The organism is Bacillus sp. NPDC094064 (genome assembly GCF_050279585.1).
Lineage (GTDB): Bacteria > Bacillota > Bacilli > Bacillales > Bacillaceae_G > Bacillus_A.
In genome coordinates this window covers 172,233-197,340 of sequence record NZ_JBNNUI010000002.1, presented here as the reverse complement: position 1 = coordinate 197,340, position 25,108 = coordinate 172,233, and the positions used below count along the sequence as shown (strand labels likewise).

Here is a 25,108-nt window from a genome sequence, read left to right as displayed (position 1 = left end):
GATTTTAAAAATGGCAGAATTCAAAGAGCAAGTATTAGATATTTTAGAAGAAGTATGTGAAAACGATATTGTAAAAGAAAACTTAGATGTTCAATTATTTGAAGAAGGTATTCTTGATTCTTTCGCTGTAGTATCTTTATTAGTTGAATTCCAAGAGCGTTTAGATATTGAAGTTTCTATTTCTGATTTTGACCGTGACGAGTGGGCTACACCAAACATGGTTATTAAGAAGTTGGAAGAAATCCGATGAACAAAGCAAAATTTGGTCCGATGCTTTTAGCATTGGCCCTTTTTGCTGTATTCTTACTTATTCCAACGCGCTTCCTACTTCCACTTTTAAGTGATGAAAAAGTAGAACAAGCTGCCACTTCTTTAAAAGAAGAAAAGATTCAAAGTATGATTTTACAGCAAAAAATGTTAGCAGACCCGAAATACCTTCCGATGTACGGTTCATCGGAATTCGCACGTATGGATGCTTTCCATCCATCAAATTATTTCAAAGTAAAGCCTGAAGGATTTACACCATTCCTACTTGGACGCGGCGGAACACAAGACCTTGTACATGTATTAAACTTTGCATCTACAATGGACCAATTGAAAGATAAGAAGATGGTATTCGTTCTTTCTCCGCAATGGTTTGTACCACAAGGTATTGATGAAACACACTTTGCACCTAACTTTTCAAAACAACAAGGTTATCACTTCATTTTCAACGATGATTTAAAACCTGAAATGAAACAACAAATTGCAAAACGTTTATTAAACTTTGAGATTGTTAAGAAAGAAACTTTATTAAAAATTTCACTTGAAGGTATCGCTTATGATGATACGAAGCATAAAGTAAAAGCACTTGCTGCTAAACCTTTTGCTTATATTTATCGTAACATTTTAGATCGTAAAGATTTATTTACAGTAATGTTTGATATTAAACCGCATAAAGAAAACCTTGATCCTTCATTAAAACAAATGAACTGGGATGAAGCTCGTAAACATGCAGATCAAACAGGTGCAGCAGAATCAGGGTCTAACGAATACGGTATTGAAGATGATTACTTCAATAACAAAATTAAGAAGAAATTAAAACAGCGTGAAGGCTACTTAAAAAATGATTCTTATGACGAATCACCAGAATATGAAGACTTACAAATGGTACTTGATTTATTAAAACAATCTGGTGCAAAACCACTCTTCATTTCTGTTCCTGTGAAAGGTCCTTGGTACGATTACGCTGGATTCCCGAAAGAACGCCGCGAAGCGTACTATAAGAAAGTTCATGAGCAAATTACGAAAGCTGGCTATCCAATTGCTGACTTCTCAAATCATGAATATGATAAGTACTTCTTAAAAGATCATATGCATTTAGGTTGGAAGGGCTGGGTTTACATCGACGAAGCTATCCAACAATTTTATAAAGCAAACTAATGAAAAGACCGCTTGAATTATTCAAGTGGTCTTTTTCTATATACATTTTGTAATTGTTCGATTACGTTATCCGCTTCTTCCATGACACGCTTCACTACACGCTGCGCTGATTCTATTCGTGCCAATGATGACGCTTGTCCCGCCCAAAGTGACATGTATTCACCCTTATTTTGCTTTGCTGCTTCTTGCCGTATTTTAGAAGTTAATACGTTTTGCACTGGATACATCGGGAGCCTTTCTTCTTCTCCTTCATGTTTCTCTATAAATTCATTACGGATACCCCGCGCATATTTCCCGGAAAACGCACGAGTTACAGTTGTACTCGTATCTGTACTTTGTAATACGAGCTCTTTATATGTATCATGTGTAATACTTTCTTCACTCGTTAAAAAAGCTGATCCCATTTGAACTGCTTCTGCCCCTAACGCAAATGCCGCAACAAGCCCTTGTCCGTTCATTACACCACCAGCTGCAATAATCGGGATATGCGGTACTGCTGCTACTAACTGCGGAATTAATGCAAACGTACCAATCATGGCGTCTTTTTCTTTCCCGATAAAAGTTCCTCTATGCCCACCTGCCTCGCTACCTTGCCCGACAATAATATCTACCCCTAGCTCGGCAAGTACTTTCGCTTCTGCTACATGAGTTGCTGTTCCAATGACCTTTATTCCGCTTCTTTTTAATTCATCTATTTCTTCTTGTTCTAACGTTTGAAATGCAAAACTAACGACCGGTACCTTTTCTTCTAATAATACTTGTAATTGTTCTTTATAACTTTTTGGAAGCTGTAATACATCCTCTTCCTCTATTCCTAACTCTCTATTCACTCCACTAAGTAACTCTTTCGCCCCGTTTACCTTCTCTTCTTCTATCTGTACCTCTTTTGTTAAAAGTAAATTAACACCAAAAGGTTTATCGGTTAGTTTCCTTATTTTATAAATCGCTTCACGAATTTGTTTTGGGCTCATATATCCTGCTCCAAGCGTTCCTAACCCTCCGCTATTACTTACAGCTGCAACGAGTTCTGGCGTCGTAATCGCACCTGCCATACCAGCTTGAATGATGGGATACTTAATTTGCAATCTATCTATTACTCGACTTGTAAACATCATTTCCCTCCTATCCCCCTTATATCTTCTTTATGTGATAAGCTTTCCCCTTCTTTTACAAGGGGTGAACTTCATATGAAGCGAATATATTGAAAGAGAAGGAGGCTGAGAATAATGATTTATCCAAATGCGTTAAAACAAGGTGATACAGTAATGATTATTGCTCCGTCTGGGCCACCAACACTTGAAAACGTATTAAAAGGTGTGAAGGTATTACAAGAGATGGGGTTATCCGTACTAATTGGGAAGAGTGTTTATGAAAAGTATGGCTATTTGGCTGGAAGAGACCAAGTTCGTCTTGATGATATACATGAAGCTTTTACAAATACTGAAGTAAAAGCAATTTTCTGTGCACGAGGTGGTTATGGCAGCGCTCGTCTCCTCCCTTACATTCAATATGAAATCATTAGGCAAAACCCTAAAATCTTTTGGGGATATAGCGATATTACAGCTTTACATACCGCGTTTTCACGCTATGCAAAGCTTGTTACATTTCACGGTCCAATGATTGAAGAATTAGGAAAAGGTATAGATTCTCTCTCTTTATCTTCTTTCAATCAACTATTCCATCCGTGTTCAATCAATTTATCTGCATCAGAATGTATCTTATCCACCTCTGCATGTTCAGTTACAGGGACATTGGTTGGAGGGAATTTAACTGTTTTAACGAGTATAGTTGGCTCACCCTATGAAATAAATACGGCCAATACACTTTTATTACTTGAAGATATCGGGGAAGAACCGTATCGCATTGACCGCATGTTAAATCAACTACTTTTATCTGGACAGTTTAATGAATGCAGCGGTGTTATTTTTACAAGTTGTCACGACTGCACTCCTTCAAAACCATCCCAGTCATTGCAAACAATACTATCTGAATATTTCACGCCATATGATATACCTGTACTATTCGGTTTACCGATTGGACATATAAGCCCAAACGTCGGTATTCCGCTTGGAGCTACAGCGACAATCCATACAAACAATAAAACACTCTCTATTTCTTCCGGCGTGGCCACTCCATATTCAAACTAAAAAGGAAAAGCTATTAAGCTTTTCCTTTTACTTATAATAATTAAAAATTCGTCCAGATGCGATATCCACAATTTCTTCTGGAACAAATGTTTTACTTATATCCGTACCAACATTTAATACCGCTGTTGCATCTTTCTCGATACTACCAAACAATTCTTTTCCACGTATCGTAACAAGGGGCGTACCTTCTGGCAACACATCTTTTACAAATTCCAATTGTGTAAAGAACGGCACGATCCATCTACCCTCTCCTTGGAAATGACGCAAACGAAGTGTTCCTTCTGTTGCTCCGTCTTCTGCTTCTAGTGAACCGGCAACATAAAACTCTGTTGATAAGAGCAATTCATAAAATTCTTTTTGCTTTTGTTTATTATCTCCTGCTAAAACAACTACTTCTTCTATTTTCTTTACTGGAATTTGCTTCATATGATGCCACCCCTATTTTCAAAATGATTATACTTAGATTATACGAAATATTCTTATTTTTTTCTACATAATTCCGCAATTATTTTCTCAAAATAATTTTAACACTTCTTTTGTCGTCATAATTGTTGCAAATTCATCATGCAAATTGACAAGTGTCATATTATGAATAGACTCTGCACTATACTCTATGCCGTCTGGGCCTATACGATTAAAAGTAGCTGTCGCATCATTCACTAAATACGTAGTAAATCCTAAATTACCTGCCATCCGTGTCGTAGTTTCCACGCAATGATTTGTCGTTAATCCCACAATTACTACCGTATCACATTGTTTCGATCTTAATTGTTCTTCTAAATTTGTCCCAATGAACGCACTATTAACAGACTTTTGAATAATTACTTCACCTGGCAGTGGTTTCACTTCTTCTTTAAAGTTTACTGTTTCCGCATGTTGATAAAACATCGACTGAACATTTTCTTTATTTACATGTTGAATATGAAAAACTGGTCGCTTCCTCTTTCTCCATTCTTCTACTAAACTTTTCATATTTTCTTCGGCAAAAAGATTATTTCTCTCGCCCCAGTATGGTAATTGGAACGCCTTTTGTACATCAATTATGATAAGTGCTGTTTGATTTGTCATCATTCTCTCCTTAATTAGGCTGTAATTGAAACAGAAAACCAAGTTGCTGCGACGCAGTAATAAAACAAATATAAGCACAAAGCTCTACAATTTCTTTTTCCGTCCAATATTGTTTTAATACACGAAACATATTATCATCGATCGCCTTTTTATCATGAACAAATGTATGCGCAAAAGTAACAGCTACACTAATTTCTTCTACCTTTTGCATATCATCTGGTCTTCCCTTTGCCATGCAGTACGAGCATTCATTCCCGTACGCCAATGTTCTTCTTACTTGTTCCTTCAACTCCGCTGAAAGAGTTCCTTTATTATACAGTGTATTTTCTAACGTACTCCACGAATGTAATATATCCCGATTATGGCCTAATAATTTTTGAAACTTTGTATCTCCTACATTTGATAATGAAATTCTCTCCATCATTTCCCCTCCTATTTCTTTCTGTTTTATTGTAAAATAAATAAAGTTCTCTTTACATTTCATATGAATCTTAATTTTTATTTTCACTTTACAAAAATTATCATTTTACTGGAGGTATATTTACAAATGCAATTAGATCGTGTTGATCGTAAAATTTTAAATGAATTATATAATGATAGTCGCCTTTCGATGCGCGAATTAGCCAAACGAGTAAATTTATCTGCTCCGTCTACTGCAGAACGTGTTCGTAAACTTGAAAGTGAAGGAGTTATTCAAAAATACACAATCGATATTGATTATAAAAAAGCTGGACTTGTTTTAGATTGTATTTTAGAAATCACTTTAAAAAATGGTGACACAACACGTATGCAACAGTTTATTCAGTCTTATCCATCTGCAAGTTTTTGTTACCGAGTAACAGGAAGCTTATGCTACATTGTAAAAATTTCCGTCCCTTCACTCGTTGAACTTGAAGAATTTATCAATGATGTTTCTTCATATGCAACGACAGTTTCTCATATCGTATTATCAGAAGTATCTCTTACTCCGGACATTGAACATATCTTCCCAGAACACTAATTAATATTTATTCAAAAAAATATTAAAAACCCCTTACATTAAGAATAAAAATAATATATTATGTATTAAAATACATAAAGTTCGAGAAAGGGGCTTTACATTGAAAATCTGGTTTTATGAAAAAACGGCACAATTAGACGACTTGCTTGGTATTTGGGATAATGTTCCGACCATCCCTCGAATTGGTGAGAAAGTGGAGCTTTTAAAAACAGTCCGTACTGTTACAGATATTAAATATGTAAAGAACGGTAATAATTTTCGTGTAGAAATTATTACGAATTAAAAAACATCTCTCCTTTTATATATAGGAGAGATGTTTTTTAATTATTTATCATGCGCTTTCTTTATAACAATTGTATCTTCTTCTACGAATACTTTTACATAATCATTTTCTTCTAATCGAAGCTTATTTACAGCTTCATCTGGTAGTTCTACAGCCATCAATCTATCTGTTACAATGACTTGACTATACACTTCATTTTCTTGTGATACATTCACTACTTTTTCTTCATTTATAAAGCGGATCGGTGGCACACCAACTTCTTTTACTATACGCCATTGTTTCCATATGTAAGGAATTAACCAAAGTAATCCAACAACCGCAAGACCAATGCCAATCCATAAATTACTTTGCGCTTGTAATTCAGGAATTGAGATTGCCCCACTCTCTTCTCCACCTACAAATTGCATACTTGTTGCAATCAAATTATTTAAAGCATGCACCGCAATATTCGTCCATATATTTTTCGTCTTTATGTATAAAAAGCACATAATGACACCAAACATGAAAGCACCGATCACGTCAAAATGTCCGAAACCAAAAATAAGTGAAGATATAATTACAGCTCGTTTAATCCCCCATTTATAAGCCATTCGCTGTAAAAAGAAACCCCTAAAAATAACTTCTTCCATAATAGGCGCTAATACACATGCTGAAATGAAAGTAAATATTGTCATATATATGTTACTCGTATTAATTACATTTCCGTCTTCTAACATACTCACTAAAAAATTAGGTAACGTGTGTGCCAATATGTAAAATTGAATATGAGATATACCGACTGAAAAAATCATTCCCATTATCGTCGCTAATAAAATTAATCCCCACGGTAAACGACTTGGCTTATCAAAAAAACTTTGAAACACAACATTGTTTTTATTTGTTTTTACGTATAACCAAAATAACGGAAATACAAAAAATATAGTTATTTGTGAAATAACCTCTAACGTGTTATCTGAAACATTTGATAAACCTAATGGGATCATCGTAAGGAACAACCCTATAATCATCCATCCGAAAAAACTACGTAGCCTTATACGTGAAAATGCATATTGCATATCAATCACCTCCAAAGATAGTAAAAAGTAAAGCATTAATCAATGTTTTATGGGCAATCCATCTCCTACAAATGGTGGAATAACTAAATTATAATATGAATATAGTTGAAAATCTTCCTATTTCTCTCATATACTTTCAAACAGCATATCTCTTAACATATATAGTAATCATTTTATTTAATATACCGTATCACCGTTTTTCAAGTTAAAAGACAGAAGAAAGTTATGTAATAAAAATCCCCGTTTTTACAAGCTGGGATTTCTTTTATCCCGCTTTAATGGGCAGTAAGACCCCCACCTCAAAATTCAGCGAAAGCAAAGAATTCAGGTGGGGGTCGGGCTGCCCATTAAAGTCCGATTGGTGAGGGCTGATAATCAGTGGGGGATGAAGAAAACCCCCACTGATTAAAGTTTCACTTTATTATAATACGTCACGTTTTTGGAATAATGCACTTGATGCTGCAAGCCTGCAATCATTTTTAATAACGTCGTTTTCTCGCTCCCGTTATCTCCAACAAGCCCAACAAATTTCCCTTCTGTAATCTCTATGTTTAATTCACGGATTACTGCTTTTAACCCATATCTCTTCCATAAATTTTCTATTTTCAATAGCTCTGTCATTCTCTCGCTAATTCACGGACAGAGGGAATTTTATCGCCAGGTAATAAATGACCCGTTACGATTTCTTTTTTTATGTATTCCATTACCTGAATGTAAATTGGTGTATTTGGAGAAAAATATATTTTCATTTCTTCCCTCCTTTTGTATCGGTGTACTATTTAACTAGTACACCGATACAAAAGGATTGTAAATACCTATTTAATTACAAAAAAAATTCTATCCATTAATGAGATAGAACTCTTTAAACAGCAATCACTATATAAAAATAATAGTGTTATGTAAACAAAATCATAAAGAAAAGCTGTCTTATTCATTGATAAGACAGCTTTTCTTTATGATCGTATATTAAAAATTAAACACGAAGTCATCGTCAGATAACTTTTCAACGTTCGTTGCTTTTACGTAACCATTTCCTTTTACAGAGAAGAAATCATGGTTTTTCGTATCTGTACGTAAACCATTTAAAACGATTGGGTTAATTTCTTCTTCTTCAAACTTCGGCTCAAGTCCTAAGTTCATAAGTCCTTTATTCGCATTGTAACGAACGAAACGATTTACATCTTCTACAAGACCGATAGAAGTGTAAATTTCTTCTGTATATGCCATTTCAATTTCATATAGTTTCATTAATAACTCTTGCGTTTCTTTTTGCACTTCTTGTTGATCTTCTGCAGAAAGTTCCGCGAAGATTTGTTGTGCTAAAATACCGACGAATACGCCGTGAATTGACTCATCACGAATTATCAAGTTAATAATCTCACCACTTGCCGTCAGTTTACCTTGACCAGCTAAGTAAAGTGGGTAGAAGAATCCACTATAGAATAAGTAACTTTCTAAGAACACACTTGCGACCATTGCCATGTATAACTCTTTTTTCGTTACTTCAGGCTTTAATAAACGACGATAATAACTAGTAACAATACCAGCCTTTTTCTCAAGTAATGGATGGTTGTCTACCCATTCAAAAATATCATCAATTTCTTCTTCTGTAGCTAATGTTGTGAAGATATGACTGTAACTCTTCGCATGTACTTCTTCCATAGCTCCCATGAAAGCTAATACACTTTTCGCTTGTAAATTTTCAAGATGAACAAGTACAAGTGGCATCCCTTCGCCGCCTTGTTTCGTATCTAAAAGTGTTAAACCACCTAATACGCGCTTATAAGCAACCTGCTCTTCTTTTGATAATTGTGCCCAAGTATTTTTGTCAGACGAAACCGCAATTTCTTCTTCTGTCCAAAACTGAGCGATGTTTTGCTTCCAAAACATTAAACTAAAATCATCTTCTTTTTTGTTCCAGTTTACCGCACGCATTCAATCGCCCCTTCTCTAAATAAACATGAAAAATTGATAACTAAGCATGAGCAGGGTTCAGAAAACCCTGCTCATCATGTCTCAATTTTTATATTAAACGGTACAAGCCACGCACTCTTCCACGCTTAATTTACGTGTTCTCGTATAATACAGACTCTTTAAGCCTTTTTTATGTGCATAGATGTAGTAACGTGCTAATTCACGTGTTGAAATATCACTATTAACGTAAAGAATTGTACTAATTCCTTGGTCAATATGTTCTTGAATTTCTGCGATTAAATCAATTAGTTTAAACTGATTCATATCGTAAGAAGATTTATAGTACCAGAACGTATCTTTTGATAAATACGGCATTGGATAATATGTTGTCGCATTCGCATACGTTCTTGATTCGATTTGACTTACGATCGGCATTACGCTTGAAGTTGCATTTTGAACGTAGCTGATTGATTGTGTAGGAGCGATTGCAAGACGATATGAGTTGTATAAACCATTCTTCTGCACTTGCTCTTTTAAACTTGTCCAATCTTCTTTTGTTGGAATATGAATTCCTTCAAATAGTTGTTGAACTTTTTCAGTTACTGGGCTGTAATCTGTCGTTTCATACTTTTCAAAGTATGTGCCGTTCGCATAATCAGATTTATCGAAGTCTTTAAATGTCTCGCCTTTTTCTTTAGCAATTTCCATACTTTTCTCAATAGAGTAGTAATTTAACATCATAAAGAATGTACGCGCGAACTCTTTCGCTTCTGCACTTTCATAAGCGATTTTATTTTTTGCTAAATATCCGTGTAAGTTCATTGCGCCAAGTCCAACTGAATGAAGCTCATCATTTGCTTTTTTCACAGTTGGTGCATTCGGAATGATTGTCATATCAGAAACAGCTGTTAAAGCTTCCATTCCTGCATGAACTGCTTCACGAATCTCTTTATTTTCCATTACGTTTACGATATTTAACGATCCTAAGTTACAGTTAATATCACGACGGATAATGTCATCTGTACCGTAATCATTTATTTCAGAAGTTTCTTGAAGCTGGAAGATTTCTGTACACAAGTTCGACATCTTCACAGTTCCAATACCCTTCAGTGGATGTTGGTTATTTGCATTTGATTTAAACATTAAGTATGGGTAACCAGATTCAAGCTGAATCATAGCAATTTTAATAAGCATATCACGTGCACTAATATCTAGCGGCTTCTTCTTCACTTTCGGATTGCTCATTAATTCATCGTACATTTCATCGATATCAATATCATCTAAATGCTTTCCATATTCTTTATACACCGTATAAGGCGCGAAAACATGGAAAGGTTCGTTTTTCTCAGCAAGCTCAAAGAACTTACTTGGAACGATAATTCCGATTGATAGAGACTGAATACGGCTCTTCTCATCGGCATTTATTTTTTTTGTATCAAGGAATTCAATAATATCCCAATGGAAAATGTTTAAGTATACTGCGCCGGCACCTTTTCGTTGGCCAAGTTGATTCGCATATGAAAACGAATCTTCAAGCAATTTCATAACAGGTACTACACCACTTGCAGCGTTTTCGATACCTTTAATTTGCTCGCCACGTGCGCGTAGCTTAGATAAGTTTAAAGCTACTCCCCCGCCGATTTTCGATAATTGCATTGCAGTATTAATGTTAAAACCGATTGAATTTAAGCTGTCGTCCATCTCTAACAAGAAACAAGACACCATTTCTCCTCTTCTGCTTCTTCCCGCATTTAAAAAGGTTGGTGTCGCTGGTTGATAGTTTTGTTTGACGATCATGCTTGCGAATTGTTTTGCTTTCGCAACATCACCGCGTCCTAAGTATAATGAAACAATTGCTACACGATCTTCATAGCTTTCTAAGTATTGTTTTTGATCATTTGTTTTTAACGCATAATCTTTGTAGAACTTAGATGCTGCCATATAAGATTGGAACTCGAAGTTTTCACCATAAGCGATGTTATATACCTCTTCTACTTCCTCCAAGCTATACTCGTCCAGAACGTTGTAATAGTAATCATGTTCTTTCATATACTCCATTCGCTCTGCCACGCTATTAAAAGGAACGGTATTTTCTCTAGCTTCTTCCATAAAGACTTCTAATGCCTCTTTATCTTTATGAAGCTGATAAAAACCGTCCTGCATTTGCGTGATTTCGTTATTCAGTTCAATGTGTCGCAATCTCCCGCACCCTTTCCTTAAAATATTCTACATCGTTATTTGTTCCTGATAACTCAAATTTTGATACAATAGGCACTTCATATTTGGCAGAAATTTTGTCAGCACTTGCACCGAACATGTCTCCCCAGTTACGATTGCCGCTTGCAGATACGCCTTTTAATTTGTCATTATTGCGCTCTAAAAATTCTAAAACACGTTCTGGTACATTGCCAAAACCTGTTGTATACGTAATTAAAATAAAGTCTTCATCTATTACTAGATCTTCACCAATTTGAACGGCCGGCATATTTAATTTGTGAATGAAACGCTTCACGTTTCCTGTCATAGAATCATATGCAACTAACATTTCCGACCCTCCCTCTCCAATCTATACTCTCTGTATGTTGTTTCTTGATTTCTCTATATATTGTATTACGTTTCAAAATAAGACACAAGATATATGTATAAATTCTTTCTTTTTTTAACTTTTACTTTTCGACATGACAGTCGTTTTTTTTCAATACAATGACTATGAAACAACATTCTAAAACTCATGTCAATAAAGTGCTTTTCAAAAAAGTTGTCAACGAATTTAACCTTATTTTTAAAAAAGTTACCAATATATTTTGTCATAAAACGGCAAATGCTGGAGGAATATATTTCTCCAGCATCACGCAAAAAAGAACAGACATTAAACGATAATCTGCTCTAAAAAACGATTACATTTATCAATTTTACTTTATTAAATATTATACATATACTTTCAGTTCTCGTTACATACTAAAAGATAACTATTATAGAAAAAGATTATTATTATGGAATTTCAATTTATTTATGAAAAGATTATTCAGAGTGCTCAATACGCAAAATATCTTTTACAAAAATGTGATGTGGATTCTCATCTTTATCAATCATTGTACATACAGGAGCTTCTTCATCAAAGTATACAATCATTCCTTCTACGTACTGATATGTATGTTGAACTTGTACGGTTACCTTAATTTCTATCGCTTCTTCATATGCTCTTTTTATTTTCTGCAGCATTTTCGCTGAACATTTTCGTCTCTCTGGATACATAACCATTCCCATAAACCTATTTCCAGATCGATCTTTCCACATATAATCCCAATGCGGTAATATCCCTTGTTTAAAATCGCCCATAAGTCTCCTCCCCTATATCTTCTAGTTACGAACGTGGCGTTTCTGAATATGTATAAATGACCTGTCCGCCGCGCTGTGCATTCCCAATAATATGTTTAAAATCTTCCCGACTTACTACAACTTTCCTGAACGTATAAAATACATCTTTCGTTGCAACATACTCCTTTATCTCACCATTTTTCAGCTGATCCAAAATTGCATTTGCTAATTGTTCATCCATGTATTTCACCTCTATGCAATATTTTATTCTATCGTATATTCTATAGGTCAACAACTGTAAATTTATCCCGTTGCTATGTCGGCATTTTACTTTCATTATTTTTCAAAAGAGATCTCTTTATTGTATGTCCACTAAATATCATATACTAACATAGCCACTTCTCTATATCAAACATTTTGACATTCAATTATGCAAAGTTCCATACCATTATGCTACAATATATAAATAGAACTAGGAGGGATACTATGATTCGGAAAGCAAAAAAGACAGATGCAAAGGCTATAGCTCCTTTATTGTATAACGCTCTGCACGAAATTGCTGAAAAAATCACAGGTAGCACAGTTGAAACAGAAGTATTACTAGGACTAGAAACATGGTTCTCAAAAGAGAAAAATCGACTGAGCTATGAAAATTGTCTTGTATATGAACAAGACGGGACTGCAGTCGGAATTATCGTCGCTTATCACGGTAGTGAAGCAACAATAATTGACGCACCAATTGTACGTCAATTAAGAGAATTACATAAAGATAACTCTATTACGTTAGAAAAAGAAGCTGAGCTTGATGAGTATTACATTGATACGTTATCAGTTTCAAGTGCATACGGCGGAAAAGGCATAGGTTCTCAATTAATTAAAGCTGCTGAAATCCATGCAACTGAACAAGCGCATGAAAAAATCGCCTTACTTGTTAATTTAGAAAACACACGTGCTTTTTCATTATATGAAAAGCTAGGTTACAAAAAAGATCAAATCGTTATGCTTGTGGGTGAACCTTACGCCCATTTAGTAAAACCATTAAATACAAAGGTTTCTGTATCTTAAAAGGAAAGCACACGATTTATATAAATCGTGTGCTTTTATGTTAAATTCGTATTTAATACATTTCCATCCATCGCCTCGTGGAATGTATATGTTGTACATCCCCATGGCTTCCTATGAAAAATAGGCGAACCAGACCACCCCATTGCCCTCAGTTCAGTCCCAATCATCGTATTAAAATAACTATGACCTACAAGAGCAACACTTCCATGAACGAGAGCATAACGGTGCAATAGATGAGCCGCTTGCCTTGCTCTCTCTCTTACTTCCTTATAAGACTCTACATCTTTATGGTAGCCAAGTATCCATAATGTTCGGCCGATAACCATCCATACCTTAGGTTTGCATTTCAACCATTTTGGAAAAAAAAAGCTTGAAGAAACCTCAGCCTCTCTAAAAAGAGAGTTTTGTATAAAAGATAAAGAATCCGTTAATTCAGCTGCTGACTGTACAGCACGCCTTTGATCACTCGTTACGACCAATTTTGCTGCTTCCATCACTTCAATTGTTTCCATTGGTATAGGAGCTTTTGTTGTTATAGTATGTAAGTCATATCGTTTCATCCACTCATGAAATGAAGTAACTGTCATTGGTTCCATAGTACGATTTAAGCGACCATGACGAATAAAAGAAATCCTCATTCTTTTCACTCCCCATTCATCACTTACGAACTCTATTATGCACTATTTCTTATTGCCATCATACCATGCGTAAAAAGAAAGTTATACATTATTACATATCCCCGCCACTATCATGTGTTATCGATGCATGCATACCATCCAATCCGTCAAAATATGCAGTTGTTTCATGGTGCCGAATTTTCTTTAGCTGTATATAAGAAAATAAAAATAATAAAATCGCTATAAAGCTCCCCACAATTTCAAACATCATTTTACCGCCCCTAGTTTCCCCCACTTTAGTAGGTCATTGTACCTTTTCATTATACTCTCATATAAAAATATTCGCATTTCTCTCATTTATCTCCTAACAACATGTTTTTTCATATATTTTCTTACAAAAAGTGAATATTTTTCGAATTTTTACTTTGAAAACATTTACAAAACAGGTAACATAGTTCAAAATAAAGGAAAATAAAAAATCCCAAATTATTCTTTTTTGGAAAAACTGTAACAAGGAGAGTTGCTTATGCAGATCGCAGAAACTGGAGATATCATCGAATTTAAAGGTGGCATGCAAGGCCGTGTTCAAAAAGTAAATCAAAACTCTGTTATTGTTGATATAACAATTATGGAGAATTTTAGAGAACTAGATATGGAACCTCTTACAGTTGTAAGTCATAAAAACTATACTGTCATTAACCAAAATGCATAATATAATAGAAAGAAAGGGCCTGTATAGTATACAGGCCCTTTCTTTCTATTAACGATTATCAATTGTTTCTGGATATAGATCGTGGTTCATCATGCGGTAGTCTGCCATTTGTTCATACTTCGTTCCTGGGCGACCATAGTTGCAGTACGGATCAATTGAAATGCCACCACGTGGTGTAAATTTCCCCCATACTTCAATGTAACGTGGATCCATTAATTTAATTAAATCATTCATAATTACGTTCATGCAATCTTCGTGGAAATCACCATGATTACGGAAACTAAATAAATATAACTTTAAAGATTTACTCTCTACCATTCTTTGCTCTGGAATGTAGCTAATATAAATTGTTGCAAAGTCTGGTTGTCCTGTTTTCGGACATAAGCTTGTAAATTCAGGACAGTTGAATTTTACAAAATAATCACGATTTGGATGATTATTATCAAATACCTCTAAAATTTCTGGGCTATATTCAAATAAATATTTTGTATTTTGATTTCCTAGTAATGTTACATCTTTTAAATCTTCATCTAATCTTCCTGCCATGTTAAACATCCCTTCTCGTTATACGCCGCGTTTATTTCCCCATACTAACGCATGAAGCTGCGGCAATACTTTTGCATCATTCATTGCTTTACAATTTACAGCTTTCTCAATCAACCACTCATACTTATCTAATAATTTTTTAATAAGCATTGCATCATCCACTGTTTTCGTATCATCGTTCCCTACTTGCAAGAAGAATGGTACGTCTGGATAACGTTCGTGCATCTTAACTGCATACTCAAAGTCATAATCATCAAATACGACTACTTTTAAGCTAATATCTTTTCCTGCCAGTTTCTGAATAACAGCATCTAACTTCTGAAAATCTGTTTGCATCGTCGAACTTGGTGGTTTGGGAGAAATCGTTACCTCATCAATTTGAAGTAACCAGTCTTGCCATTTACTCCCTTGCGTTTCGATTGCCGTTCGCATTCCATTCTCTTTTAGTATAGAAAGAAGAAACTTAATATTTTTCAGCAATACCGGATTTCCGCCTGAAATCGTAACATGAGAAAAATTTTCTCCTCCAATTGCAATAAGCTCATTCCAAATATCTTCCGCTGTCATCTGTTTAATTTGATCTTTAGCAGATCCATCCCACGTAAAAGCAGAATCACACCAAGCGCAGCTATAATCACAGCCAGCTGTACGGATAAACATTGTCTTTTGTCCTACAACCATTCCTTCACCTTGAATAGTTGGACCAAATATTTCTAAGACAGGGATTTTACTCATCGAGCATCCACTCCCGTCTTACTTCCGCATAACTAGTCGGCGTCTCAAATAGACGAACAAATTCAACACGAGCTCCTTTATATTCGTTCGCACGATTATCTTTTGTTAATGCTTCTGCCATCTTTTCATAAATCCAAACGACCATATTTTCAGCAGTCGTATTCATTGCAGGTAACGTTTCGTTTAAATAACGATGATCTAAATAAATTTCTATTTCATTTTTCCAAATCTCTTTTATATCTCCAAAGTCAATCGCAAGGCCTATTTCATTTACATATCCACTAATCCCAAATACAACTTTATATGTGTGACCATGTAAGTTTTTACATTTTCCTTCATAACAGTGTAAATGGTGTGCTGCATCAAATGTAAATTCCTTGCTGACCATTACTCTTTTATTATGATATTTAAGTTGTTTACGCTGAATATCCTTGTCCATTTTTTGCAAATTTTCTACGATGCGAAATCCAAAGAAATTATCCATTAATTGCTCGCTCCTTCGCGTTCTTGTAAGTACGTATCTAATCCTGCTTTACGAAGTTGACATGCTGGACATTCACCGCAACCATCACCAATGATTCCGTTATAACATGTTAATGTTTTTTCTCTAACAAACTCAAATGCACCAAGTTCATCAGATAATTTCCATGTCTCCGCTTTATCAATCCACATAAGTGGTGTATGAATGACAAACGGATAATCCATAGATAAATTTAATGTAACGTTTAATGATTTCACAAATACGTCACGACAATCTGGATACCCACTAAAATCAGTTTCACATACGCCTGTTACAATATGACGCGCTCCAACTTGTTTCGCTAATACAGCAGCGAATGATAAGAATAGTAAATTTCGTCCATCCACAAATGTTGATGGTAATTCACCTTCTTCATGTGTAATCTCCATATCCGTTCTCGTTAATGCATTTGGAGCAAGTTGATTTAATAGACTCATATCTAGTACTGTATGTTTAATTCCTAGCTCTTTCGCAATTTCCGCTGCACAATCAATTTCTAACTTATGACGCTGATTGTAATTAAACGTTACAGCTTCTACTTCTGCAAACTGCTCTATCGCCCAAAATAAACATGTTGTACTATCTTGTCCACCACTAAAAACAACAACCGCTTTTTCTTTTTTCATTTCACTCATTCTCCTTCTCTACTACGAATAAGAAGAAAGAACGTTCTTGAACTGTCGCAATAAAAAAACAAAACAATACCTAGAGATATTGTTGTTTCCATAGTTTTTTATAGAGGGAGTTCACGAACCTCTCCCGTGCAGTGCACGGAATTTCTTCTTTCATTGACAAAGCTTATTGTAACATATTGTATACTACCATAAAAAATTTCTGATTTTTCCGCTATTTTTATTTCATTTTTTTCATTTTATAGTATGATTAATCTAATATTAGAAGGGAGGGGGCATCCTACTGAAACTCTTTATTATTTACCTCTTTTTAAATATATTATCCATTCTCGTTACGATGCTTATCTATCACTTATTTTGGAATCAAAAAGGCAAACGATCTCCTAAATTAAATTCAGCTATATTTATTGTATTGTGTTGCCTCGCTACCATACTATGTATCACATTTGGTGCAAAAACAAATTATGGATTTCAATTTGATATGCGTCATATCGTATTAATTGTCGGCACATTAACAGGGGGGCCTATTGCTGGTGCTTCCATCTTAACTGTATTAAACATATACCGCTTTTTATTAGGAGGAGTTGGTGTTTTCCCATCCCTTATCGCTTCGGTTCTCTTGTTTATTGTTCTACTATTAACATACAAACTGTTTAACCGAAGTTCTAACCGTATAAAAATAGCACTTGCTGTCTTTTACAGTCTCATATTCGGATTTGGCTGGATACCATTTTTCCTTGCAGAGGTTACAAATAAGGCTGATTATATACCGCATATTATCGTATACGAAATATGTACAATGATTGGCACAATCCTTATTTTATATTTGCTACACATATTACAAACGCAAGTTCGACTTCAAAATGAACTTATGAATGCTGAAAAATTTCATTTAATCGGTGAAATGGCAGCTTCTATCTCTCATGAAATTCGTAATCCTTTAACTTCAACGAAAGGATTTTTGCAACTTTTACAGTCAGATACATGTTCTGAAAAGGAACGAAAATTATATATCGACATAGCCATTAATGGGATCGAACAAGCAAATCATGTTCTTACGGATTACTTAACTTTTGCAAAACCAAGTATTGAAAAAGAACAACAATTACAAGTAGAGGAAGAATTACTTCATGCGCTATCTTTAATTACACCTCTCGCCAATTTAACAAATGTTCGTATACACTATATAAAACAAAGTACATCTTTTTTTATAGCTGGTGAAAAGCAAAAACTGAACCAATGCTTATTAAATATTTTTAAAAACTGTATTGAGGCAATGCCTAACGGCGGTGACCTTATTCTTACATTAGTTCCAGACCATAAACATATACAACTGTATATAAAAGACACAGGAGTTGGTATGGATCAAGAACAAGTAAAGCGGCTCGGATCACCTTTCTACTCAACGAAAGAAAAAGGTACTGGACTCGGAATGATGGTCGTCTTTAGCGTCATCCAAGCAATGGATGGAAAAGTTGATATTATAAGCGAAAAAGGTACAGGTACAACCTTCTTGTTAACTTTCCCGCTCATAAAAAAAACGTGATGGAATTCATCACGTTTTTTCTGTTCCTTCCACTAATTCAGCAAAAGCTTTCACTTTTCCATGTGGTTTTTGATTCTCTTTACGAGCTTTCCAAGCACGCTCTTCTTCTCTCTTCTTCTTCGCCATACACTGTTCACTCCTTCTGACTCTTTCACAAAGTATTATTCCAAAGTGAGATAGGAAACTATGCATAGTTTTTTCTATCCCTTTTGATTATGTAACATACAGCCCCCAGCTTTTGAAGTGAGGCTATAACTACGCACAAAAAAAGAAACGGGCAGATCACCCGTCTCTCTCTTCTTACCGTTGTAGTATTGCATGTTTCGCCTCTTTTAACTGCGTAAGATGCCTTTGTTCATGCAAATCAAGAAATTGAACCCACTGATACAAATTTAAATCATTAAAAATAGGATGCTTTAATCCATTTTCAAATAATTCATTTTCATCTATAACACTATGAAGCGCATGTAATAGTTCTTGTCGTGAATGTTCTAGTAATTGAATTCCTTGTTGTTTTTTCATTAAAGTTTCTGTTGGTTTCATTTGCTGAGGAGCTTCTCGTTTATGTGTGCGATCAAGCGTAAGTTGGAGGTCTTTAAATGGAGCCAGTTTTCTTTCTTTTTTTTGTAAAGCATATACAAGGGCAGATGTGACAGATTGTTCAACTAAATGCAAGTGATGTAAAATTTGAATAATACTCCATTTATCACGACGTGGCTTTACATTCACTTCTGTATCATTTAACATTTCAATTTCTGATAATAGTGTGCCTCGGGTAGAGTGTAATGAGTTCACCAAACCTTCTAAACTTACATCCATATTAGAGTGGAGCATACTTCTTTCCCCCTTTTTGTTGGTGAAAAGAGGTGCTCCTTATCCGAAACACCCCTTTTAATAATTCTGAATTTTCTTTTATTATCTCATTATTTTCCCATTATGTCGATGTTAAACATGTGAAAAAAAGCGCATGTTTTTTACAATTTTGTGTCGTCAATCGCGTGTAGCCATGCTTCAATTTCTGTAATGACACTTTTCACACAGCCTTCAGCAAATGGCGATGTTAAATTCGCAACTTCCACTAATTCTAAGAATGATTTACTTCCACCTTGTTGGCACAGATTCACATAATCTTCCCACGCCTCTTGTCTATTATCTCTTGCACGTTTCCAAAATTGCAGCGCACAAATTTGCGCTAACGTGTAGTCAATATAGTAGAACGGCGAGCTATAAATATGTCCTTGACGTTGCCAGAAACCACCGCGCTCTAAATACTCATTATCTTCGTAGTCACGATGTGGCAAATACTTCTTCTCTATGTTACGCCATGCTGTCTTACGCTCCTCGGGTGATGCTTCTGGGTTTTCATACACAAAATGTTGATATTCATCAACAGATACACCATATGGTAAAAACAGAAGTGCTGAACTTAAGTGAGAGAAGTAATATTTATCTGCATCTTCTTCAAAGAATAGCTTCATCCATGGCCATGTAAAGAATTCCATACTCATAGAATGGATTTCACACGCTTCATATGTTGGCCAATTATATTCTGGAATTTCAAATTTACGGCTTTCATATACTTGGAAAGCATGACCAGCTTCATGCGTTAATACGTCAATGTCACCAGATGTTCCATTAAAGTTCGAGAAAATAAATGGCGCTTTATAATTCTCGATATATGTACAATATCCACCGCCAGCTTTTCCTTTTTTTGCAACTAAATCTAATAAATCATTATCTAACATGAAATTGAAAAATTCATCTGTTTCAGCCGATAACTCTTTATACATCGTTTTCCCATGATTAATAATCCAATCTGCATCTCCTTTTGGAGTCGGATTGCCTGTAGCAAACTCAAAGTTTTCATCATAATATGCTAACTTTTCTACACCAATACGCGCTTGTTGTCTCTTTCTTAATTCCGTTGTAACTGGAACGATATAATCAAGCACTTGCTGACGATAATTCGCCACCATCTCCGCATTATAATCTGTACGGTACATTCTTGCATATCCGAGTTCAACAAAGTTTTTGAAACCTAAAGATTTCGCGATTTTCGTTCTCACTTTAACAAGCTCATCATAAATACGATCTAGTTCTTCCTCATTCTCCGCTAAAAATCCGTAGTATGCTTCACTTGCTGCTTTACGTTCGCTTCTTTCTTTTCCTTGCATAAACGGAATCAGTTGTGATAACGTTCTTTCTTCTCCAGCAAAGTCAATTTTTGCAGATGCTAATAATTGTGTATATTGTGAAGACAGTTTATTCTCTACTTGTAAATCTTTCACGACTTCATCTGAATATGTTTTTAAATCGCATTCTGCTAGAGCAAATAATTGTTTTCCATAATACGCCTCTAATTCTTCACGGAATGGAGAATTGATTAATGCCTTATAATATTTTGTTCCATATCCTTGTACAACTGGAGAGTATTCATCAAAGAAATCTTGCTCTTCCTTATAAAAAGCATCTGTCGTATCAACAGAATGACGAATGTAACAAAGGTTCCCCATTGTACCAAAATCATTACGAATTTCATTAATCGAATTGATTACTTGTTTTTGTTCTTCAACCGTTTTTGTATTATCAAACTTTTCTAAAGCAACAGTAAACTTCTCTTTTAATTCTTCAATATTTGGCCGCTTATATTCATAGTCTTTAAATGACATGAACGAGCCTCCTCTCCGTTATATGCATCATTACTATAATTCAATGCCTACTTACATATTCCCTTTTATTCTTCAATAAAAAGCGGCAGTAGCTGTCATAATTACATATAAACAAAGAGGCTTTGGATTTATTTATCCAAAGCCTCTTTGGAACATATTATTATTTTTCATACTTTCCAATTTTTTTTAGTAGATCAAGTAATTCATCCTTTTCATCTTTCGTTAACATTTCAAAAGACTGATGTATAACTTGCTCATGACCTGGAAAAATAGAAGCAATAAAGGTTTCTCCAGACTCAGTTAATTGTGCATAAATAACACGTCTATCATTCGGACATGGAATTCTCTTTACTAGCCCTTTTTTTTCTAGCTTATCTACAACATATGTAATGCTGCCACTAGCTATTAAAATACGCTCACCAATTTGCTGCAGTGGTTGACCACCTTTATGATATAGCAGTTCTAACACAGCAAATTCAGTTGGATTTAACCCATTACTTTGTATGGACTTATTTGTAGTATCCATAACAGAACGATGTACACGAGATAATGCAATAAATACTTTTAAAGATTGAGAAATATTTTCTCGTTCATTATTTGATGTCATACAACTTTCAACCCTTCACTTAAATTCTCAGCAATAAAAAGAAAAACCAGCTTCATACTTCATGTAATTTCCGAATGAGTACTCACTCATTTCCTCTCCCCTAACGTACCCCGAATGATTCTTGAATAAAAACATGACAATTTTAACATAGTTTATATATAATGATAACAAAAAAAGGAGTACCAAATTTGAAATTCAAATTCCAAAGCATAATTTTATATATATTGCTTGTTATCCTACCAACAATAGGGATTGGTGCTACATTTTATTCGTATCATACGTATAAAATGGAACAGGAAAACAAACTAGCTGCTCACACTGTCCTCTTTTTATATAGAGACTATTTAGACCATCATCTTGGTGAAGCTATCTCAGCCTTAGAAATGCTCGCAAAGGTCGTAGGGACCGAAACCGGAAACACTAATGGGATTAAGCAGATTGTACATGATACGGATGGTAATGATGAACGTTTTTCTGGTATCTATTACACTACGACAGACGGCATGATTACAATCGCATCCGAAGGCGAACCAAGTCCTGTTGACGTCTCAGACCGCCAGTATATTCAAGACGCATTACAGACTAAGAAAACAACTGTATCATCAGTTATTACAGATCGCGTTCTTGGACATCAAGCTATTATGATTGCCTCTCCAATATTTAGTAAACAAAAGGAGCTCTCAGGCTTATTATTAGCTAGTTTACGCTTTGACTACATTTCCTCTTCTTTAAATGCTATTAAACCACAATACCATTTCGAAGTAACGGATAAACATGGTGTAGTGTTTCTAACTGATGATAATAATGACACAACTGATAAGCATTCTAATATGCTTATTACCCCACTACAAAAATTAAATTGGACGGTCTCTGTTTCTCCGTTACCTATTCACAAACAAACTTTACACCAGCTAGTTTCAATAGAGTGCGTGGCTACTTTATTTTTAATGTCTATTTTATTTTTACTTGCCCAATATATGTTATTAAAACGTCAAACAAAACTGGAAAGACAACAAAATGAACTGCAAAAAATTGAATTGGTTGGAACTTTTGCAGCTAGTACAGCGCATGAGATACGTAATCCTCTTACTGGAATTAAAGGACTCGTCGCTCTATTAAAAGAGAAATATAAAGGTGAACAGGATCAGTTCTACTTTTCCATAATCGAACAAGAAATAGAACGAATTAATGAAATTGTAAGCGAATTTCTTATTCTTGGAAAGCCAACTGCTATCATCGAACAAACATATGACGTAAGAACAATTCTAAATGAGGTAGCATTAATTATTCAATCTGAGGCGAATCTACATAACATTGTATTCCATTTACATTTGCCAGACCATCCTGTTTATATTCGGTGCTCAAAAGACCATATGAAACAAGTGGTTTTAAACATTACAAAAAATGCAATTGAAGCCATGACTTCTAGTGATACATTAACAATTATCGTAACAAACAATAAGACACACGCACAATTGCAAATTATAGATACCGGAAAAGGGATTCCGAAACATATTCAAAAACACCTCTTTCATCCGTTCTTTACTAATAAAGATACTGGAACAGGTCTTGGACTTGTCATATGTAAACGAATTGTAGAGATGTACAATGGGCATATTTTTATTGACAGTATAGAAAACGAAGGAACAACAGTTCATATCGAGATTCCGTTACACATAGTATAATTATCCTTATCCCGAAAGGATAATTATACTTATTTCATAAAACCAGCCACAAGCATTCGCCAAAAATTATTTGATTTCCCTTCATACCCAATTTGAAAAATAGGTACCTTTATAATTGAAAACCATTTCGGTGTTTGTTTTTCTTTATAACGCTGGTACTGTAAAATAAGCTTGTCCAACTCTTGACTAACTTGAATTGTCTCCATACTATTTAACCCACTTGTTAATCCTAATTGAATCATTTCTTCACGTTTCATATGAATATCACGTGAAAGCTTTTCTAATGTGTACTTCCTTTTTACAGTAAACATCCATATCCCCCTTAGTATACTTCCATGCTCTTCACTTCTCCATTGACCTTTTAGCCGCTTAACCATATGTAAATTTGAAGAATCAGAAAATTTAACATTTTCTCCCTGTAATTTACAAATCTTTACCCTCACTTTGAGAATTATTACAAATTATTCTATCTTTGTAAATACATTCGCAATAATAGACATTTTTTTCATCTTCTTTTTTTACAAATACCAATTAAATAGCTGATTCTTTATTTTCGCCACCCTTTTCTTCGACATTTTTTGTTTAATTTATATAAAAAAGCAAAACATAATGATGATTGATAAAGTGAAACTTTAATCAGTGAGGTTTTCTTCATCCCCCACTGATTATCAACCCACACCAATCGGGCGTTTGCGGGCAGTTTTCCTACCTAATGTCTTTGCTCCAGCAGAATTTTGAGGTAAGAACCTTACCGCCTGCAAATAGCGGAATAAAATAGAAAGGAAATATTTATATGCGCAAATATACGATTGCAGTACTCATTTTCACTATGTTCTTACCGTCCTTTTTGTTTCCGATTCAAGCAAATGCTCATACGAATAAAGTAGCCATTGTCATTGATGACTTCGGCAATAATATGAAGGGGACTGATAAAATGTTATCACTTCCCATCCCACTGACTGTTGCTGTTATGCCTTTTCTTCCTTCCACAAAAGAAGATGCGATAGCAGCCCATAAAAAAGGACACGAAGTTATTATACATATGCCAATGGAACCTATTAAAGGTAAGAAAGAATGGCTTGGACCAAAAGCAATTACAACTGATTTAAGTGATGAAGAAATAAATAATCGCCTCGAACAAGCGATTCAAGAAGTACCGCATGCAATTGGAATGAACAATCATATGGGGTCAAAAGTAACAGCAGACGAAAGAATTGTACGACTTATACTTGCAGCTTGTAAAAAGCACGGTTTATTTTATTTAGATAGCAAAACAAACCCTAATAGCGTCGTCCCAAAAATCGGAAAAGAATTAGGAGTGCCTATAATTGAAAACCAACTATTTTTTGATGATGTGTATACAGCAGGACATATTTCAAAACAAGCCCAATTACTCATCAAAAAAATTCAAGAAAAACCTATAATGGTAGCTATCGGACATGTTGGGCCTCCAGGTGAAATTACGTCACGCGTTATAGAAACTTCTATTCCTAAAATTCGTGAACATGCAGACTTTATTTTTTTATCTGATTTAGCATTATCTCCACCTCCTGTTTCAAAATAAAAT

General features: G+C 34.8%; 31 protein-coding genes, 2 pseudogenes and 1 riboswitch. Of the genes and pseudogenes, 10 read left to right on the top strand and 23 right to left on the bottom strand.

The window, feature by feature from the left end:
• The first annotated feature begins 10 nt into the window (after window positions 1-10).
• Window positions 11-250: a D-alanine--poly(phosphoribitol) ligase subunit DltC gene (gene dltC, locus ACQKNI_RS05580; RefSeq protein ID WP_000807310.1), complete on the top strand. Its 240-nt coding sequence runs from the start codon at window positions 11-13 to the stop codon at window positions 248-250.
• Entirely contained in the window at window positions 247-1,422 is a 1,176-nt protein-coding gene (gene dltD, locus ACQKNI_RS05575; RefSeq protein ID WP_088231312.1) for a D-alanyl-lipoteichoic acid biosynthesis protein DltD, read from the top strand. Before dltC ends, dltD begins: the two co-directional genes overlap by 4 nt.
• Before the next feature lie 17 nt (window positions 1,423-1,439).
• On the opposite strand, the gene ACQKNI_RS05570 is transcribed toward dltD, so the two are convergent.
• Window positions 1,440-2,534, bottom strand: coding sequence for an NAD(P)H-dependent flavin oxidoreductase (locus ACQKNI_RS05570; protein ID WP_098356918.1), 1,095 nt, complete (start codon window positions 2,532-2,534; stop codon window positions 1,440-1,442).
• A 114-nt stretch (window positions 2,535-2,648) separates the two neighbouring features.
• Between ACQKNI_RS05570 and ACQKNI_RS05565 the strand changes: the two genes are divergently transcribed.
• Window positions 2,649-3,569: a S66 peptidase family protein gene (locus ACQKNI_RS05565; protein WP_098252402.1), complete on the top strand. Its 921-nt coding sequence runs from the start codon at window positions 2,649-2,651 to the stop codon at window positions 3,567-3,569.
• A 27-nt stretch (window positions 3,570-3,596) separates the two neighbouring features.
• On the opposite strand, the gene ACQKNI_RS05560 is transcribed toward ACQKNI_RS05565, so the two are convergent.
• The 3 genes from ACQKNI_RS05560 to ACQKNI_RS05550 form a co-directional block, all read right to left on the bottom strand.
• Window positions 3,597-3,995, bottom strand: coding sequence for an SseB family protein (locus ACQKNI_RS05560; protein ID WP_427282255.1), 399 nt, complete (start codon window positions 3,993-3,995; stop codon window positions 3,597-3,599).
• 87 nt (window positions 3,996-4,082) lie between these two features.
• Window positions 4,083-4,637: a cysteine hydrolase family protein gene (locus tag ACQKNI_RS05555; RefSeq protein WP_088231316.1), complete on the bottom strand. Its 555-nt coding sequence runs from the start codon at window positions 4,635-4,637 to the stop codon at window positions 4,083-4,085.
• 10 nt (window positions 4,638-4,647) lie between these two features.
• Window positions 4,648-5,121: a carboxymuconolactone decarboxylase family protein gene (locus tag ACQKNI_RS05550; protein WP_140417408.1), complete on the bottom strand. Its 474-nt coding sequence runs from the start codon at window positions 5,119-5,121 to the stop codon at window positions 4,648-4,650.
• A gap of 63 nt (window positions 5,122-5,184) precedes the next feature.
• Here ACQKNI_RS05550 and ACQKNI_RS05545 point away from each other — a divergent pair, with 63 nt between their 5' ends.
• Window positions 5,185-5,637 (top strand): Lrp/AsnC family transcriptional regulator, encoded by a 453-nt coding sequence (locus tag ACQKNI_RS05545; protein ID WP_088231318.1) that lies wholly within the window; start codon window positions 5,185-5,187, stop codon window positions 5,635-5,637.
• Window positions 5,638-5,737: 100 nt separating this feature from the next.
• The gene (locus ACQKNI_RS05540) at window positions 5,738-5,920 is read left to right on the top strand and encodes a DUF3913 family protein (protein ID WP_000707110.1); all 183 of its coding nucleotides are present in this window, start codon (window positions 5,738-5,740) and stop codon (window positions 5,918-5,920) included.
• 41 nt (window positions 5,921-5,961) lie between these two features.
• Here the strand turns inward: ACQKNI_RS05540 and ACQKNI_RS05535 are convergent, their stop codons facing one another.
• From ACQKNI_RS05535 to ACQKNI_RS05500, 8 genes and pseudogenes are all read right to left on the bottom strand, one after another.
• Window positions 5,962-6,975 (bottom strand): CPBP family glutamic-type intramembrane protease, encoded by a 1,014-nt coding sequence (locus ACQKNI_RS05535; protein WP_427282254.1) that lies wholly within the window; start codon window positions 6,973-6,975, stop codon window positions 5,962-5,964.
• Between the two features lie 456 nt (window positions 6,976-7,431).
• Window positions 7,432-7,596 (bottom strand): annotated as a pseudogene (locus tag ACQKNI_RS05530) (ATP-binding cassette domain-containing protein); the annotation flags it as partial.
• A pseudogene (locus ACQKNI_RS05525) lies at window positions 7,596-7,724 on the bottom strand (GntR family transcriptional regulator); the annotation flags it as partial. The pseudogenes ACQKNI_RS05525 and ACQKNI_RS05530, both read right to left, overlap by 1 nt.
• Window positions 7,725-7,941: 217 nt before the next feature.
• Window positions 7,942-8,910, bottom strand: coding sequence for a class 1b ribonucleoside-diphosphate reductase subunit beta (nrdF, locus tag ACQKNI_RS05520; RefSeq protein WP_088231320.1), 969 nt, complete (start codon window positions 8,908-8,910; stop codon window positions 7,942-7,944).
• A 93-nt stretch (window positions 8,911-9,003) separates the two neighbouring features.
• Window positions 9,004-11,088: a class 1b ribonucleoside-diphosphate reductase subunit alpha gene (gene nrdE, locus ACQKNI_RS05515; RefSeq protein WP_427282253.1), complete on the bottom strand. Its 2,085-nt coding sequence runs from the start codon at window positions 11,086-11,088 to the stop codon at window positions 9,004-9,006.
• Window positions 11,075-11,434, bottom strand: a complete 360-nt coding sequence (gene nrdI / locus ACQKNI_RS05510) for a class Ib ribonucleoside-diphosphate reductase assembly flavoprotein NrdI (RefSeq protein WP_000959449.1) — start codon at window positions 11,432-11,434, stop codon at window positions 11,075-11,077. The genes nrdE and nrdI overlap by 14 nt, the downstream gene beginning before the upstream one ends.
• Before the next feature lie 476 nt (window positions 11,435-11,910).
• Entirely contained in the window at window positions 11,911-12,228 is a 318-nt protein-coding gene (locus tag ACQKNI_RS05505) for a hypothetical protein (protein WP_088231323.1), read from the bottom strand.
• A gap of 25 nt (window positions 12,229-12,253) precedes the next feature.
• The gene (locus ACQKNI_RS05500; protein ID WP_000344282.1) at window positions 12,254-12,448 is read right to left on the bottom strand and encodes a hypothetical protein; all 195 of its coding nucleotides are present in this window, start codon (window positions 12,446-12,448) and stop codon (window positions 12,254-12,256) included.
• 245 nt (window positions 12,449-12,693) lie between these two features.
• Between ACQKNI_RS05500 and ACQKNI_RS05495 the strand changes: the two genes are divergently transcribed.
• Window positions 12,694-13,272 carry a GNAT family N-acetyltransferase gene (locus tag ACQKNI_RS05495; RefSeq protein WP_088231324.1) on the top strand — a complete coding sequence of 193 codons (579 nt, stop codon included), beginning with the start codon at window positions 12,694-12,696 and terminating at the stop codon, window positions 13,270-13,272.
• A 35-nt stretch (window positions 13,273-13,307) separates the two neighbouring features.
• Here ACQKNI_RS05495 and ACQKNI_RS05490 read toward each other — a convergent pair whose 3' ends face one another.
• The gene (locus ACQKNI_RS05490) at window positions 13,308-13,910 is read right to left on the bottom strand and encodes a histidine phosphatase family protein (protein WP_427282252.1); all 603 of its coding nucleotides are present in this window, start codon (window positions 13,908-13,910) and stop codon (window positions 13,308-13,310) included.
• A 91-nt stretch (window positions 13,911-14,001) separates the two neighbouring features.
• Window positions 14,002-14,157, bottom strand: coding sequence for a hypothetical protein (locus ACQKNI_RS05485; RefSeq protein ID WP_170952756.1), 156 nt, complete (start codon window positions 14,155-14,157; stop codon window positions 14,002-14,004).
• 258 nt (window positions 14,158-14,415) lie between these two features.
• Between ACQKNI_RS05485 and ACQKNI_RS05480 the strand changes: the two genes are divergently transcribed.
• Entirely contained in the window at window positions 14,416-14,601 is a 186-nt protein-coding gene (locus ACQKNI_RS05480; RefSeq protein ID WP_001165081.1) for a YkvS family protein, read from the top strand.
• 48 nt (window positions 14,602-14,649) lie between these two features.
• On the opposite strand, the gene queF is transcribed toward ACQKNI_RS05480, so the two are convergent.
• The 4 genes from queF to queC are packed head-to-tail and all read right to left on the bottom strand — an operon-like array spanning window position 14,650 to window position 17,028.
• Window positions 14,650-15,147: a preQ(1) synthase gene (gene queF / locus ACQKNI_RS05475; protein WP_000918895.1), complete on the bottom strand. Its 498-nt coding sequence runs from the start codon at window positions 15,145-15,147 to the stop codon at window positions 14,650-14,652.
• Between the two features lie 18 nt (window positions 15,148-15,165).
• Window positions 15,166-15,882 carry a 7-carboxy-7-deazaguanine synthase QueE gene (gene queE / locus ACQKNI_RS05470; RefSeq protein WP_088231327.1) on the bottom strand — a complete coding sequence of 239 codons (717 nt, stop codon included), beginning with the start codon at window positions 15,880-15,882 and terminating at the stop codon, window positions 15,166-15,168.
• Window positions 15,875-16,366 (bottom strand): 6-carboxytetrahydropterin synthase QueD, encoded by a 492-nt coding sequence (queD, locus tag ACQKNI_RS05465; protein ID WP_000368412.1) that lies wholly within the window; start codon window positions 16,364-16,366, stop codon window positions 15,875-15,877. The genes queE and queD overlap by 8 nt, the downstream gene beginning before the upstream one ends.
• Window positions 16,366-17,028, bottom strand: coding sequence for a 7-cyano-7-deazaguanine synthase QueC (gene queC, locus ACQKNI_RS05460; protein ID WP_000711596.1), 663 nt, complete (start codon window positions 17,026-17,028; stop codon window positions 16,366-16,368). Before queC ends, queD begins: the two co-directional genes overlap by 1 nt.
• A gap of 93 nt (window positions 17,029-17,121) precedes the next feature.
• A riboswitch (PreQ1 riboswitch) is annotated at window positions 17,122-17,165 on the bottom strand.
• Window positions 17,166-17,371: 206 nt separating this feature from the next.
• On the opposite strand from queC, the gene ACQKNI_RS05455 reads away from it, so the two are divergent.
• Window positions 17,372-18,580: an ATP-binding protein gene (locus ACQKNI_RS05455; protein WP_088231328.1), complete on the top strand. Its 1,209-nt coding sequence runs from the start codon at window positions 17,372-17,374 to the stop codon at window positions 18,578-18,580.
• A gap of 9 nt (window positions 18,581-18,589) precedes the next feature.
• Here ACQKNI_RS05455 and ACQKNI_RS05450 read toward each other — a convergent pair whose 3' ends face one another.
• The 4 genes from ACQKNI_RS05450 to ACQKNI_RS05435 all read right to left on the bottom strand — a co-directional run bounded on the left by ACQKNI_RS05450 (window position 18,590) and on the right by ACQKNI_RS05435 (window position 21,856).
• The gene (locus ACQKNI_RS05450; protein WP_001085166.1) at window positions 18,590-18,706 is read right to left on the bottom strand and encodes a DUF6254 family protein; all 117 of its coding nucleotides are present in this window, start codon (window positions 18,704-18,706) and stop codon (window positions 18,590-18,592) included.
• A 174-nt stretch (window positions 18,707-18,880) separates the two neighbouring features.
• Entirely contained in the window at window positions 18,881-19,414 is a 534-nt protein-coding gene (locus ACQKNI_RS05445; protein ID WP_088231329.1) for a DinB family protein, read from the bottom strand.
• 140 nt (window positions 19,415-19,554) lie between these two features.
• Window positions 19,555-21,249, bottom strand: coding sequence for a M3 family oligoendopeptidase (locus ACQKNI_RS05440; RefSeq protein WP_088231330.1), 1,695 nt, complete (start codon window positions 21,247-21,249; stop codon window positions 19,555-19,557).
• 160 nt (window positions 21,250-21,409) lie between these two features.
• Complete coding sequence (locus ACQKNI_RS05435) at window positions 21,410-21,856, bottom strand: MarR family winged helix-turn-helix transcriptional regulator (RefSeq protein WP_088231331.1); 447 nt, start codon at window positions 21,854-21,856, stop codon at window positions 21,410-21,412.
• A 188-nt stretch (window positions 21,857-22,044) separates the two neighbouring features.
• On the opposite strand from ACQKNI_RS05435, the gene ACQKNI_RS05430 reads away from it, so the two are divergent.
• Window positions 22,045-23,541 (top strand): DUF3149 domain-containing protein, encoded by a 1,497-nt coding sequence (locus ACQKNI_RS05430; RefSeq protein WP_088231332.1) that lies wholly within the window; start codon window positions 22,045-22,047, stop codon window positions 23,539-23,541.
• Between the two features lie 29 nt (window positions 23,542-23,570).
• On the opposite strand, the gene ACQKNI_RS05425 is transcribed toward ACQKNI_RS05430, so the two are convergent.
• Window positions 23,571-23,852 carry an aspartyl-phosphate phosphatase Spo0E family protein gene (locus ACQKNI_RS05425; RefSeq protein WP_088231333.1) on the bottom strand — a complete coding sequence of 94 codons (282 nt, stop codon included), beginning with the start codon at window positions 23,850-23,852 and terminating at the stop codon, window positions 23,571-23,573.
• A gap of 482 nt (window positions 23,853-24,334) precedes the next feature.
• Between ACQKNI_RS05425 and ACQKNI_RS05420 the strand changes: the two genes are divergently transcribed.
• Complete coding sequence (locus ACQKNI_RS05420) at window positions 24,335-25,105, top strand: divergent polysaccharide deacetylase family protein (protein WP_088231334.1); 771 nt, start codon at window positions 24,335-24,337, stop codon at window positions 25,103-25,105.
• Window positions 25,106-25,108: the final 3 nt, after the last annotated feature.

Coding starts and splice junctions, on each gene's coding strand:
- dltC (WP_000807310.1), top strand. CDS start 11: ATGGCAGAATTCAAAGAGCAAGTATTAGATATTTTAGAAGAAGTATGT.
- dltD (WP_088231312.1), top strand. CDS start 247: ATGAACAAAGCAAAATTTGGTCCGATGCTTTTAGCATTGGCCCTTTTT.
- ACQKNI_RS05570 (WP_098356918.1), bottom strand. CDS start 2,534: ATGTTTACAAGTCGAGTAATAGATAGATTGCAAATTAAGTATCCCATC.
- ACQKNI_RS05565 (WP_098252402.1), top strand. CDS start 2,649: ATGATTTATCCAAATGCGTTAAAACAAGGTGATACAGTAATGATTATT.
- ACQKNI_RS05560 (WP_427282255.1), bottom strand. CDS start 3,995: ATGAAGCAAATTCCAGTAAAGAAAATAGAAGAAGTAGTTGTTTTAGCA.
- ACQKNI_RS05555 (WP_088231316.1), bottom strand. CDS start 4,637: ATGACAAATCAAACAGCACTTATCATAATTGATGTACAAAAGGCGTTC.
- ACQKNI_RS05550 (WP_140417408.1), bottom strand. CDS start 5,121: ATGAAATGTAAAGAGAACTTTATTTATTTTACAATAAAACAGAAAGAA.
- ACQKNI_RS05545 (WP_088231318.1), top strand. CDS start 5,185: ATGCAATTAGATCGTGTTGATCGTAAAATTTTAAATGAATTATATAAT.
- ACQKNI_RS05535 (WP_427282254.1), bottom strand. CDS start 6,975: ATGCAATATGCATTTTCACGTATAAGGCTACGTAGTTTTTTCGGATGG.
- nrdF (WP_088231320.1), bottom strand. CDS start 8,910: ATGCGTGCGGTAAACTGGAACAAAAAAGAAGATGATTTTAGTTTAATG.
- nrdI (WP_000959449.1), bottom strand. CDS start 11,434: ATGTTAGTTGCATATGATTCTATGACAGGAAACGTGAAGCGTTTCATT.
- ACQKNI_RS05505 (WP_088231323.1), bottom strand. CDS start 12,228: ATGGGCGATTTTAAACAAGGGATATTACCGCATTGGGATTATATGTGG.
- ACQKNI_RS05500 (WP_000344282.1), bottom strand. CDS start 12,448: ATGGATGAACAATTAGCAAATGCAATTTTGGATCAGCTGAAAAATGGT.
- ACQKNI_RS05495 (WP_088231324.1), top strand. CDS start 12,694: ATGATTCGGAAAGCAAAAAAGACAGATGCAAAGGCTATAGCTCCTTTA.
- ACQKNI_RS05490 (WP_427282252.1), bottom strand. CDS start 13,910: ATGAGGATTTCTTTTATTCGTCATGGTCGCTTAAATCGTACTATGGAA.
- ACQKNI_RS05485 (WP_170952756.1), bottom strand. CDS start 14,157: ATGTTTGAAATTGTGGGGAGCTTTATAGCGATTTTATTATTTTTATTT.
- ACQKNI_RS05480 (WP_001165081.1), top strand. CDS start 14,416: ATGCAGATCGCAGAAACTGGAGATATCATCGAATTTAAAGGTGGCATG.
- queF (WP_000918895.1), bottom strand. CDS start 15,147: ATGGCAGGAAGATTAGATGAAGATTTAAAAGATGTAACATTACTAGGA.
- queE (WP_088231327.1), bottom strand. CDS start 15,882: ATGAGTAAAATCCCTGTCTTAGAAATATTTGGTCCAACTATTCAAGGT.
- queD (WP_000368412.1), bottom strand. CDS start 16,366: ATGGATAATTTCTTTGGATTTCGCATCGTAGAAAATTTGCAAAAAATG.
- queC (WP_000711596.1), bottom strand. CDS start 17,028: ATGAAAAAAGAAAAAGCGGTTGTTGTTTTTAGTGGTGGACAAGATAGT.
- ACQKNI_RS05455 (WP_088231328.1), top strand. CDS start 17,372: ATGCTTATCTATCACTTATTTTGGAATCAAAAAGGCAAACGATCTCCT.
- ACQKNI_RS05450 (WP_001085166.1), bottom strand. CDS start 18,706: ATGGCGAAGAAGAAGAGAGAAGAAGAGCGTGCTTGGAAAGCTCGTAAA.
- ACQKNI_RS05445 (WP_088231329.1), bottom strand. CDS start 19,414: ATGCTCCACTCTAATATGGATGTAAGTTTAGAAGGTTTGGTGAACTCA.
- ACQKNI_RS05440 (WP_088231330.1), bottom strand. CDS start 21,249: ATGTCATTTAAAGACTATGAATATAAGCGGCCAAATATTGAAGAATTA.
- ACQKNI_RS05435 (WP_088231331.1), bottom strand. CDS start 21,856: ATGACATCAAATAATGAACGAGAAAATATTTCTCAATCTTTAAAAGTA.
- ACQKNI_RS05425 (WP_088231333.1), bottom strand. CDS start 23,852: ATGTTTACTGTAAAAAGGAAGTACACATTAGAAAAGCTTTCACGTGAT.
- ACQKNI_RS05420 (WP_088231334.1), top strand. CDS start 24,335: ATGCGCAAATATACGATTGCAGTACTCATTTTCACTATGTTCTTACCG.